General features: G+C 68.7%; 11 protein-coding genes. 9 read left to right on the top strand and 2 right to left on the bottom strand.

The genetic code is table 11. The features are described from left to right. Positions 1-1,067: redox-regulated ATPase YchF (gene ychF, locus ABTU92_RS25780; protein ID WP_408094465.1), on the top strand; the 1,067-nt coding region annotated here is incomplete at its 5' end. 130 nt (positions 1,068-1,197) lie between these two features. Here the strand turns inward: ychF and ABTU92_RS25775 are convergent. Then, complete coding sequence (locus tag ABTU92_RS25775; RefSeq protein ID WP_408094464.1) at positions 1,198-1,488, bottom strand: DUF4282 domain-containing protein; 291 nt, start codon at positions 1,486-1,488, stop codon at positions 1,198-1,200. Positions 1,489-2,112: 624 nt separating this feature from the next. On the opposite strand from ABTU92_RS25775, the gene ABTU92_RS25770 reads away from it, so the two are divergent. From ABTU92_RS25770 to ABTU92_RS25755, 4 genes are all read left to right on the top strand, one after another. After that, positions 2,113-2,577: a DUF2948 family protein gene (locus ABTU92_RS25770; protein WP_408094463.1), complete on the top strand. Its 465-nt coding sequence runs from the start codon at positions 2,113-2,115 to the stop codon at positions 2,575-2,577. A 143-nt stretch (positions 2,578-2,720) separates the two neighbouring features. Then, complete coding sequence (gene hisD / locus ABTU92_RS25765) at positions 2,721-4,037, top strand: histidinol dehydrogenase (RefSeq protein WP_408094462.1); 1,317 nt, start codon at positions 2,721-2,723, stop codon at positions 4,035-4,037. Further along, positions 4,034-4,528: a UPF0262 family protein gene (locus ABTU92_RS25760; protein ID WP_408094461.1), complete on the top strand. Its 495-nt coding sequence runs from the start codon at positions 4,034-4,036 to the stop codon at positions 4,526-4,528. Before hisD ends, ABTU92_RS25760 begins: the two co-directional genes overlap by 4 nt. A gap of 5 nt (positions 4,529-4,533) precedes the next feature. Beyond that, positions 4,534-5,001 (top strand): low molecular weight phosphatase family protein, encoded by a 468-nt coding sequence (locus tag ABTU92_RS25755; protein ID WP_408094460.1) that lies wholly within the window; start codon positions 4,534-4,536, stop codon positions 4,999-5,001. Positions 5,002-5,292: 291 nt separating this feature from the next. Here the strand turns inward: ABTU92_RS25755 and ABTU92_RS25750 are convergent, their stop codons facing one another. Beyond that, positions 5,293-6,117: an amidohydrolase family protein gene (locus ABTU92_RS25750; RefSeq protein WP_408094459.1), complete on the bottom strand. Its 825-nt coding sequence runs from the start codon at positions 6,115-6,117 to the stop codon at positions 5,293-5,295. A 193-nt stretch (positions 6,118-6,310) separates the two neighbouring features. Between ABTU92_RS25750 and ABTU92_RS25745 the strand changes: the two genes are divergently transcribed. The 4 genes from ABTU92_RS25745 (at position 6,311) to ABTU92_RS25730 (ending at position 9,792) form a co-directional block, all read left to right on the top strand. Further along, positions 6,311-7,054: a GntR family transcriptional regulator gene (locus ABTU92_RS25745; RefSeq protein WP_408094458.1), complete on the top strand. Its 744-nt coding sequence runs from the start codon at positions 6,311-6,313 to the stop codon at positions 7,052-7,054. Positions 7,055-7,126: 72 nt separating this feature from the next. Beyond that, a complete protein-coding gene (locus tag ABTU92_RS25740; protein WP_408094457.1) occupies positions 7,127-7,333 on the top strand; it encodes a hypothetical protein in 207 nt (68 codons plus the stop codon). Positions 7,334-8,396: 1,063 nt separating this feature from the next. After that, the gene (locus tag ABTU92_RS25735) at positions 8,397-9,200 is read left to right on the top strand and encodes a tripartite tricarboxylate transporter substrate binding protein (RefSeq protein ID WP_408094466.1); all 804 of its coding nucleotides are present in this window, start codon (positions 8,397-8,399) and stop codon (positions 9,198-9,200) included. Between the two features lie 130 nt (positions 9,201-9,330). Then, a complete protein-coding gene (locus ABTU92_RS25730) occupies positions 9,331-9,792 on the top strand; it encodes a tripartite tricarboxylate transporter TctB family protein (protein WP_408094456.1) in 462 nt (153 codons plus the stop codon). Positions 9,793-9,859: the final 67 nt, after the last annotated feature.

Genomic DNA, 9,859 nt, shown 5'->3' with positions numbered 1-9,859 from the left:
CCAATGTGGGCAAGTCGACCCTGTTCAACGCGCTCACCGCCACGGCGGCCGCGCAGGCGGCGAACTATCCGTTCTGTACCATCGAGCCGAACGTCGGCGAGGTCGCGGTGCCGGATCCGCGCCTCGACGTGCTGGCGAAGCTCGCCAAGTCGAACGACATCATCCCGACCCGGCTCGCCTTCGTCGACATCGCCGGCCTGGTGCGCGGCGCCTCGAAGGGCGAGGGGCTCGGCAACCAATTCCTCGCCAACATCCGCGAGGTCGACGCGATCGTCCACGTGGTGCGCTGCTTCGACGACGGCGACATCACCCATGTGGAAGGCCGCATCGATCCGGTCGCCGACATCGAGACGATCGAGACCGAGCTGATGCTCTCCGATCTCGACAGCCTGGAGAAGCGCGTCGTCGCCGCCGAGAAGAAGGCGAAGGGCGGCGACAAGGAGGCCAAGGAGCTGTTCGATCTGATGAGCCGCGCGCTCGTGCTGCTGCGCGAGGGCAAGCCGGCGCGCCTCGTCGAGCTGCGCCCCGAGGACGAGAAGCCTTTCCGCCTGCTCGGCCTCCTGTCGTCGAAGCCGGTGCTCTACGTGTGCAATGTCGAGGAGGCCGCGGCCGGCACCGGCAACGCCTACTCCAAGGCCGTCGAGGCGCGGGCCGCCGAGGAGGGCGCCGTCGCGGTCGTCATCTCGGCCCAGATCGAGGCCGAGATCGCCATCCTGCCGAACGAGGAGCGGGCCGATTATCTCGCCGCCATCGGGCTCGAGGAGCCCGGCCTCAACCGGCTGATCCGGGCCGGCTATCAGCTCCTCGATCTGGTCACCTTCTTCACCGTCGGACCGAAGGAGGCGCGCGCCTGGACGATCACGCGCGGCACCAAGGCGCCGCAGGCGGCCGGCGTGATCCACACCGATTTCGAGCGCGGCTTCATCCGCTCCGAGACCATCGCCTACGACGACTACGTCACCTATTCGGGGGAGGCGGGCGCCCGCGACGCCGGCCGGCTGCGGCTGGAGGGCAAGGAATACGTCGTCGCCGACGGCGACGTGCTGCACTTCAGATTCGCGACGTGAGGCGAAACCCCACGGCCTCGTCATGCCCGCGCTCGTCGCGGGCATCCACGTTCTGACGACGGCGCTCGAACACCGACGTGGATGGCCGGGACAAGCCCGGCCATGACGGCGGTGGGCTGCCCTCGCATCGCTACATCCGGCCGCTGTTGCGGATGGCGCCGAGGTGCTCGTTGATGCGGAAGACGATCAGCACGAACTCGGCGGCGATGCGGGCGGCGATGACGCCGACCACGCATCCGAGCAGGCTGGCGAAGAGCCCGAACAGGCCCCCGAAGATGTTGTGGACCATCAGGGCCAGCGCCGAGACGGCGCCCGACAGGCCGAACAGGACCGACATCCCGACCGCCAGCCAGTAGAACACCTTGATGATCGACGGGGTGATGAAACGGTCCAATTGGAAAAGGTCTTTGAACGACAACATCCGGGCCTCCTCGGCGGACCGGCTTCGCAAACGGCCGGTGGGGCGACATCGACGACCGAGCGCGGGTGGGGCGACCGGTCGGAGCAGGGTCCGCCGCACCCGCTCGACCACCGTCCTGGCCGATAATTGTGGTGCGCTCGCGTCGCCCGCGCGCGGCGGGATGGGCCGCGGGCCCGCGCGCCGCGATCATCCCCGGCGAGCTGTCGGAAGGGTGAACGGAAGGTTGACGTTGCCGGGCCGGATGCCCCGGCGGGCGGAGCTGCGACGGCACCGCCGCGGTGCCGGACGGCGCGGTTCCCGTCTTGGTCGCGCCGACCGGCCCGGCGCCTGCGGCCGGTCCACACGGCTGCGATCAGATCGGGAGCGACGGCCCGTCCCGGGTGGGGGACAATCGTCGCGTGGTCCGGCGCGCCCCCTGTGTCCGCCCAAGTGCCCGCCCAAGTGTCCGACCAAGTGCCCGCCCAAGCGCTCGTTTCGATCGCCGCAACGTGGCGGACCCGGCGCGTCGCATGCCGGCGCAGCGCCGGCGTGACCCAATCCGGCCGAATGATCAATCCGTACGCAATCGAGGCTTGTGCGGGGCGGGTCGGTTTCCTAACTACGGCACAAGCAGGAGCCGCCGTCATGGATCAACTCAAGCTCGTCGCCCTCGACCAGGACGATCTGGAGATCGTCGCGACCCACCTCCAGGACGCCCATGTGAAGGTGGGGGATGTCCATTGGCGGCCGCAGGAGAAGCGGCTGGTGATGGGCCTGAACCGCTTCGACTGGGAGGGCGCGGTCTGCGAGAACGGCCATTTCCGCCGTCGCCGCACCGCGCTGCGGTTCGACCGGGTGCTGGCCGTGAAGTGCCGCAACCTCGAATGCCAGGCCAAGGAGGTCGTCCTCAATCTCCTCACCATCGAGTTCGTCGAGACGGCCGCGCCGGGCGGCAGCGTCGTCCTGATCTTCTCGGGCGGCGGCGAGCTGCGGCTCGACGTGGAGTGCCTCGAGGTGGAGCTTGCCGACCTCGGACCGGTGTGGGATACGACCGCCTGTCCGGCGCACGAGGATCAGGCGAGCCCGGCCCTCTCGGCCGCGCCCCGCTGATCCGCTCCGGCCCCCGTCCGGGGCCGGACGATCGACAGAAATTCTCGTCGCGCCCGCCGCGTCCTCGACTGCAGCCGGGCGGCAGCAGGGTCGGCGCCCGTCGCGCCGTCGCGGCCTTCCCCGCCCGCCGGTTCCGCCGTCTCATGCCCGTCCGTCTCGACACCCGTGACCCCGCGTTCAAGGATCGTTTCGCCGCCCTTCTCGGCGCCAAGCGCGAGGCGGCGGCCGACGTCGAGGCGGCGGTGCGCGCCATCGTCGACGACGTGCGGGCGCGCGGCGACGCGGCACTCGTCGCGCTGACGCAGAGATTCGATGGGCTCGACCTCGGCGCCGCCGGCGCCGCGGCCCTGCGGGTGACGCCGGCCGAGATCGCCGCGGCGGTCGCCGCCTGCGATCCGCAGGAGATCGCCGCGCTGACCTTCGCGCGCGACCGCATCGAGGCCTATCACCGCCGCCAGCTTCCCGGCGACCAGCGCTTCACCGACGCGCTCGGCGTCGAGCTCGGCTATCGCTGGACGCCCGTCGAGGCGGCCGGCCTCTACGTGCCGGGCGGCACCGCGGCCTATCCGTCCTCGGTGCTGATGAACGCCGTGCCGGCCAAGGTCGCCGGCGTCGCGCGGCTCGTGATGGTCGTGCCGGCGCCGGGCGGCAAGCTCGCGCCGCTGGTGCTCGCCGCCGCGCATCTCGCCGGCGTCGACGAGATCTACCGGGTCGGTGGGGCGCAGGCCGTGGCGGCGCTCGCCTGGGGCACCGCGACGATCGCGCCGGTCGACAAGATCGTCGGCCCCGGCAACGCCTATGTGGCGGCGGCCAAGCGCATCGTGTTCGGCAAGGTCGGCATCGACATGATCGCCGGCCCGTCCGAGGTGCTGATCATCGCCGACGCGACCGCCCATCCGGACTGGATCGCCGCCGATCTGCTGGCCCAGGCCGAGCACGACACGGCGGCGCAGTCGATCCTGATCACGACCGACGCGGCGCTCGCCGCCGCCGTCGAGAAGGCCGTGGATGCGCAGCTCGCCACATTGCCGCGGGAAAAAATCGCCGGCGCGTCGTGGCGCGATCACGGCGCCGTGATCCTGGTCGAGACGCTCGACCAAGCGGTCGGGCTCGCCGATCGGGTCGCCGCCGAGCATCTCGAGCTCGCGGTCGCCGACCCGGCGCCGCTCGCCGAGAAGATCCGCCACGCCGGCGCGATCTTCGTCGGCCATCACACGCCGGAGGCGATCGGCGACTACGTGGCGGGATCGAACCACGTGCTGCCGACGGCGCGCTCGGCGCGCTTCTCGTCCGGCCTCGGCGTGCTCGACTTCATGAAGCGCACCTCGCTCCTGCGCTGCGGGCCGGAGCAGCTCGCCGCCCTCGGGCCCGCCGCCGTGACGCTGGCGCAGGCCGAGGGTCTTGACGCGCACGCCCGCTCGGTGTCGTTGCGTCTGTCGCCGACGGCGGGTGCCGAATGAGCCGACGGGTCCGCGAGGGACGCGAGAGCCATCGCCTGTGCGAGGTGACGCTCGATCAGGACTCCATCGGGGCCGGCAATCGCGACATCGAGCACGAGCGCACCGTCGCCATCTACGACCTGCTCGAGGACAACCTGTTCGCCCCCGTGGGCCACGACGGCGGGCCGTACTGTCTGAAGCTCCTGCTCGCCAACGACCGCCTGGTGTTCGACGTGCGCGACCAGTCCGGCGAGCCGGTCGTCGCGCACTATCTGTCGCTGACGCCGTTCCGCCGCCTCGTGAAGGACTACTTCATGATGTGCGAGACCTATCACGACGCCATCCGCACGCTGTCGCCGAGTCAGATCGAGGCGATCGATATGGGCCGCCGCGGGCTCCACAACGAGGGTTCCGAGCTGCTCACGGAGCGGCTGAAGGACAAGATCGAGATCGACTTCGACACGGCGCGGCGGCTGTTCACGCTGATCACCGTGCTGCACTGGAAGGGGTGAGCGCGATGCCCCCCCCGGGCCCCGTCGGGCCGCCCGGAGCGGTGCTGTTCGTCTGCGCCTGGAATTCGGTGCGCTCGCCCATGGCGGCGGCGATGTTCCGCCAGTATTATGGCCACAAGAGCTATGTCGGCTCGGCCGGCGTCCGCAAGGGCGAGCCGGACCCGTTCGCCGCCGCCGTGATGGACGAGGTCGGGCTCGATCTCTCCAAGCACAAGCCGATCACGGTCGAGGAGCTGGAGGATCTCGAAGGCCTGAACTTCGATCTGATCGTCACGCTCTCGCCGGAGGCGCATCACCGCGCCCTCGAGCTGACCCGCACGCTCGCCGTCGACGTCGAGTACTGGCCGACCCTCGATCCCGGCGCCGCCGAGGAGGGCACCCGCGACCAGCGCCTCGCCGCCTACCGCGACATTCGTGATCAGCTCCTGACGAAGATCGAGCAGCGGTTCGGGAAGCCGGGCTTCGGGCGGTGATCCCGTCGTTCCGGGGCGCGTGTTTCACCTCTCCCCAGCGGGGAGAGGTCGGGGTTCGCGCCGAAGGCGCGAAGTCCGGGTGAGGGGGGTCGCCCTCTCGATGAAACAATCGGCGTCGGCACCCCCTCACCCCACCCTCTCTGCGCTGGGGAGAGGGAGCCGCGCCGTGCTCGGCATGACGTCAGAGACCCATCGCCACCGACGCCATGCGGTCGGCCCGTTGACTAGAGATGTGTGCCTCGCACGAGATCAGAACTCTCCCCACGGGGAGAGGTGAACGTCCGATCCTGATCACCTCGCAAACCCGAACAGCGTTCGCGACGTCTCGGCCACCGCGGCCTGCTGCTCCGGCGTCAGCCATGTGCGCAGCTCCGTGAGGCCGTCCTCGTAACGGCGCGTCGCCTCGTGCTCGGTGTGCGGCCAGTCGCTGCCCCACAGCAGGCGGCCGGGGCCGAGCGCGTCGACGAGCGCGCGGGCGTAGGCGCCCGCATCGGCGCCGCCGCAGCGATAGCTCCCGGAGATCTTCACGAACAGCGGGCCGTCCGGGCCGGCGGCGAGCAGGCGGCGGAAGCCGGGGTCGTCGACGCCGAGCGTCGGGTCGGGCCGGCCGAAGTGATCGATCACGACGGGCGCGCCGAGCGGCACGATCGCGTCGAGCAGCGGCAGGAAGGCTCGACCCTCGGCCTGGATCTCGATCTGCCAGCCGCGCGCCGCGACGCGCTTCAGGAGCACGATCCAGTCCGGCGTCAGCACGACGGAAAAATCCTTGCCCAGCAGGTTGAGCCGGATGCCGACCACGCCGGTCGCCGCATAGGCGTCGAGCGTCGTGTCGGTCACGCCGGGATCGACCACGACGATGCCGCGCAGCCGCTCCGGCGCGCGCGCCAGCGTATCGAGCAGGTAGGAGTTGTCGGTGCCGAGGAACGAAGGCTGCACCACGACGATCTCACGCACCCCGTGGCGCGCCGTCACGGCGAACAGATCGTCCGGCGTGAAGTCGCCCTTCGGCGAATGGCGCCGCCCCGCGGCGAGCGGCAGAGCGCGGGTGAAGACGTGGACATGGGTGTCGACGGCGGGAAGTCGAGGCGGAAAGGGCGCGGTGGGGGAGGGGGCCATTGCTCGGTTGCCAGGAGAATGCGGTTGGTCTTATACTCCTCTATAGGACCGATTGACCAGAGCCTTTCGGGGCGCGCATCGCCGACCCGCAACCGCCGTTCGCACGTCCGTTCCGTAACGTTCACGCTGCCCTTCCGCCTGCCGTCCGCATCGCAAACAACCGCGTTCCACGACGTTCCATCCGAGGGCCGCCATGCACGCCGCTTCCGACGCCGTCGGGTCCGACCAGCGCCTGCCGATCTACCAGCGCCTCAAGGACGCGCTCGCCGAGCGCATCCAGGACGGCGCCTGGAAGCCGGGCGAGGCGATCCCGGCCGAGAGCGACCTCGCCTCCGATTTCGGCGTCGCGCTCGGCACCATGCGCAAGGCGATCGAGGGACTCGTCCAGCAGGGCCTCCTCGAGCGGCAGCAGGGGCGCGGCACCTTCGTGCGCCGCGCCGACCTCGGCAACACGCTGTTCCGCTTCTTCCGCCACACCGGCAAGGGCGGCAAGCCCGTGGTGCCGACCCAGAGGCTGGTCGGGCGCCGCACCGCCGCGGCGGGCCGCGAGGCGGCACGCGCGCTCGCCCTTACAGCCGACGATCCGGTCCTGTGGTTGAAGCGCCTGCGCCTCGTCGACGGCGAGCCGCTCGTCGTCGACGAGATCGCGCTGCCGCTGCCGCGCTTCCGCACGCTCGCGACGCTGCCGGCGGAGAAGTTCGAGGGGCTGCTCTATCCGCTCTACGAGCGCGAGATCGGCATCACGGTGGCGCGCGCCACCGATCGCATCGCCTTCGGCCGCGCCACCGCGGCGGTCGCCAAGGCGCTCGGCATCGCGGCCGGCGATCCGGTCGTGGTGATCGACCGCACCGCCTTCGGGCTCGACGGGGCGCCGCTCGAATGGCGGCGCTCGCACGGGCCCGCGGAGCGGTTCAGCTACGACGTCGAGATCAGATGATCTCGCGCGTCGGATGAGCCCGGCCCGCGCAGGCGCGCCGGATCGGACGAGATCGTGATCAGGGAGAGAACAATGCTCAAAGGCATTCTTGGCGCGCTCGCGCTCGCCGGCACGGCGCTGACCACAACGGTGCTGGTGCCGCTCGCGGCCACGGCGCAGGAATTCCCGACCCGGCCCATCACCCTGATCGTGCCGGCTCCGCCCGGCGGCGGCACCGACGTGTTCGCCCGCCAGATCGCCGAGGCCGTCGAGCCGATCCTCAAGCAGAATGTTGTATGAGCCCTAAGCGGCTGAAACTGCTGTCTAATTCGGTTTATTGCGGGGCGCTAGGGCTCAAAAAAGTGCAGCAAAATCAATGTCGGCGCAGCCGGTGTGTGCCAGTTGTGGGCCAGTGCTTTACAGCATCCCAAAAGTAGCAGTTAAGATTCTTGCCCATTCCGGTAGGTGCCGGTATTGGTTGCCGCGTCGAGCCGATTCGAGATTCTGTCAATGAGGTCAATAGTTATCAACAGCAATCCACGGATATATTTCCGGGACTGCGAGATTTTGCTGTGGGTGGCTTGACTTTCGGCTTGAGACGACTCTCGGCGGCGATCATATTTCCGATGCAACCAACACGGAGACGCGGATGAAGTTGCCCAAACTGAATGACTGGCTAAAGGTCGGATATTTCTTCCTTCGGGCCACAAGCGTAATCACAAGCATCGTTTTCAGGTTTTTGGATCGTTAAAATCGAACCTGAAGACATAGCGTAGGGAAATCCTATGCCAAAAACCGCAGCACGTTTGGGAGCACCGGAGTACCCCACACCTTGGCTCTAAACAGTTTAGGGCTTTGGTGTGGGGCTTCTGTTTCTGAAAGTAATCTGTAACAAAAAGCGCCACCTAAGTGGCGCCTTCCGATTATCTGGCCGGGCGTTACTCCGGCGCACCCCGTTCTGGTGGGGCCTACCTTCAAGTGGCTCAAAGGGCTAGCCAACACTGAAAAACTTGTCTTCCCCGGTCGTTACCCCGGCGTATTTGCCTTTTGTGTTTCTACGTTCAACACCGCAGATAATTTAGTCGCTGGCCGGGCGTTACTCCGGCTCCCAGATTGAAGCTTTGACCAACGGGCTGGTACTGGGTCTATCGAATGTCAGGGCTCTCGCCCTGTTCCCGTATTCCCGAGCGCTTCTACTTTCAGCGCCGCAGCGACTTAAGCAAGTATTCCTGCAACCGTCCGAATTTGTCAATACATTCCTAAACTATATTTCAGTTTGAAAGGTGCTTGTCTATCTGTGCCAGAACTGGGCCAATAAGATTCTTAGGTCGTTGATTCTACAGGCACAAACACCTTTCCTCACATCCTCAAGCAGAAGGTGATCGTCGACAACCGCGCCGGCGGCGGCGGCACGGTCGGCACCACGCTGATCAGCGCGGCCAAGCCCGACGGCTACACGCTCGGCTTCGTCTGGAACTCGCCGCTGACCACGAGCCCGCACAGCCTCACGGTCCCCTACACGCCGGACTCGTATGCCAGCGTGATGTCGATCGGCTACTCGTCCTATGTGCTGTGCGCGGCGCCCGACTTCCCGGCCGCGACTGGCCAGGAGCTGATCGACCAGATCAAGGCGAACCCGGGCAAGTTCACCTACGGCAACGACGGGCTCGGCGGCACCATGCAGCTCGCCGCCGAGCGGGTGTTCACCAAGGTCGGCGCCAAGGTGCGCGCCGTTCCGTTCGGCGGCGCCGGCGAGACGGCGCGCAACTTCCTCGGCGGTCACGTGACGTTCTACGGCGGCTCGCTGCCGCCGATCCTGCCGCACGCCGCGGCCGGTAAGGCGAAGTGCCTGCTGCTCACCTCGGCCGCGAAGAACCCGGCGCTGCCGCAGGCCTCGGGCCTCGCCGACATCGGGCTCGGGGCCGAGGAAACCGTGCTGTGGTGGGGCCTGATCGCGCCGGCCAGGACGCCGCCCGCCGTGCTCGCCACGCTCGAGAAGGCGTTCATGGAGGCGGCGTCGACGCCGGCCTTCAAGGCCACCATGGAGAAGCAGGGCGCCACCCAGCGGGTGCTCGGATCGAAGGAGACGGGCGCGCTGATCCGCCAGGAGCTCGACGCCCTCGGCGCGGTCGCCAAGGCGATCGGCGTCGAGCGGAAGGCGCAGTGATGAGGATGATCCTCACCTTCGTCATGGCCGGGCTCGTCCCGGCCATCCACGGTCTTCCGGGCTTTGCGGCAAAGACGTGGATGCCCGGCACAAGGCCGGGCATGACGGCTCTGAATGCGAGGAGCCTCCCATGTCGGGCCTGAGTCTTCCGCGCTGGGTCGGGGATGCGGCGGTCGGGCTCGCGCTCGCGCTCGGCGGGGTGACGCTGGCGGTGCTCGCCTGGCCGATCCCGCGCGGCTCGCTCGGCAATCCGGGACCGGGCTTCATGCCCTTCGTGCTCGGCCTCGCGCTCGTTCTGCTCGGGCTCGCCTGCGCGGTGCGGGCGCTGCGCGAGCACGACGGCGCCGCCGTGGTCCTGGTCAACCGCAAGACCGCCGTCTGCCTCGCGATGCTGCTCGCCGCCGCGCTCGCCTTCATTCCGGTCGGCTTCGTGCCGACCGTCGCCGTGATGCTGAGCGTGCTGTTCGCCGTGCTCGGCGGCCAGCCGTGGTGGCGCGCCGTGCTGTTCGGCTGCGGCGCCAGCCTCGCGCTCGACGTCGTGTTCGAGCAGCTCTTGGGTCTCGGCCTGCCGGCCGGGGTGTGGCCGTTCTGATTTGTTTCGTCTGCACGTCGGAGACGCCGGCGTGCTTCGCTGATGTCGTTCCCCCCACCCCCGACCC

This window comes from Rhodoplanes sp. SY1, from assembly GCF_046000175.1.
Classification (GTDB): Bacteria; Pseudomonadota; Alphaproteobacteria; order Rhizobiales; family Xanthobacteraceae; genus Rhodoplanes.
The sequence above is the reverse complement of the archived record's forward strand: the minus strand, read 5'-3'. Positions and strand labels throughout refer to the sequence as shown.

Bases quoted from the DNA above. Each gene is read 5' to 3' on its own strand.
- ABTU92_RS25775 (WP_408094464.1), bottom strand. From the start codon at position 1,488: ATGTTGTCGTTCAAAGACCTTTTCCAATTGGACCGTTTCATCACCCCG.
- ABTU92_RS25770 (WP_408094463.1), top strand. From the start codon at position 2,113: ATGGATCAACTCAAGCTCGTCGCCCTCGACCAGGACGATCTGGAGATC.
- hisD (WP_408094462.1), top strand. From the start codon at position 2,721: ATGCCCGTCCGTCTCGACACCCGTGACCCCGCGTTCAAGGATCGTTTC.
- ABTU92_RS25760 (WP_408094461.1), top strand. From the start codon at position 4,034: ATGAGCCGACGGGTCCGCGAGGGACGCGAGAGCCATCGCCTGTGCGAG.
- ABTU92_RS25755 (WP_408094460.1), top strand. From the start codon at position 4,534: ATGCCCCCCCCGGGCCCCGTCGGGCCGCCCGGAGCGGTGCTGTTCGTC.
- ABTU92_RS25750 (WP_408094459.1), bottom strand. From the start codon at position 6,117: ATGGCCCCCTCCCCCACCGCGCCCTTTCCGCCTCGACTTCCCGCCGTC.
- ABTU92_RS25745 (WP_408094458.1), top strand. From the start codon at position 6,311: ATGCACGCCGCTTCCGACGCCGTCGGGTCCGACCAGCGCCTGCCGATC.
- ABTU92_RS25740 (WP_408094457.1), top strand. From the start codon at position 7,127: ATGCTCAAAGGCATTCTTGGCGCGCTCGCGCTCGCCGGCACGGCGCTG.
- ABTU92_RS25730 (WP_408094456.1), top strand. From the start codon at position 9,331: ATGTCGGGCCTGAGTCTTCCGCGCTGGGTCGGGGATGCGGCGGTCGGG.